At 45.8% G+C, this 912-nt stretch carries 1 protein-coding gene; it reads left to right on the plus strand.

All coding sequences use genetic code 11. The annotated features are described in order from the left end of the window. On the plus strand, positions 1-912 hold a 912-nt coding region (locus ACS8FD_RS17940), incomplete at both ends, for a polysaccharide biosynthesis/export family protein (protein WP_439276847.1).

The following is a 912-nucleotide window of genomic DNA, read 5'->3' on the forward strand; positions in this document are numbered from 1 at the left end:
TGGTGTTTATGCTTCATTAGAGCAAGCCCAGCCTGTTAAAGTGTTTGTTACAGGTTTTGTTAAACAACCAGGGTATTATGGCGGGCTCGCAGCAGACTCAGTGCTCTCATATTTAGATCGGGCAGGCGGCGTTGACCCAACACGTGGCAGTTATATTGATATTCAAATCAAGCGTAATGGTCAGCTATTACAGCAAGTCAATTTATATGATTTTTTATTAGCAGGTAAGCTGCAGCCATTCTCTTTTCGCGATGGCGATGTGATCACGGCTGCACCGCAGAAAAAAACTTTCGCTGTGAGCGGACAGGTTCAAAACGAATACACTTTTGAGTTTGATGTCAATGACTTGACCATTGGTGATGTATTACAAGTTGCTAACCCAGCTGCCAATGCAACCAACGTCAGCATTACTCGCAGTGCAGGACGCGCACAAACAGCAGAATATTACTCGCTTGCCGATGCACAAAATGTGTCCGTCTATAATGGCGATCAACTGGTTGTTACCTCAGATCGTTATGCTGGCACTATCGCGGTACAAGTCAAAGGTGCTCATACGGGTAATGGTGCTATGGTTGTGCCTTATGGCGCTCGTCTAAAAGACATCGTACCGCAATTACAACCCAGTCCACTAGCGAAGCTGACGCATTTGACGATTTATCGTCAGTCGGTGGCTGAGCAGCAAAAACGCATGATTAATGAGTCGCTTGATCGCTTAGAAGAATTGACGCTAGCTACTCAATCAACGACGCGTGAGGAAGCAGCGCTACGTCAAGACGATGCCAACTTGGTCAAACAATTTGTAGCCAAGGCACGTACTGTTAGACCTGATGGGCAGATAGTAGTCGTACCAAATTCTTGGCAGGATATTATCCTTCAGCAAGGTGATGTCATTGAAATACCTGCGCAAACATC

The organism is Psychrobacter sp. 1U2 (assembly GCF_051847575.1).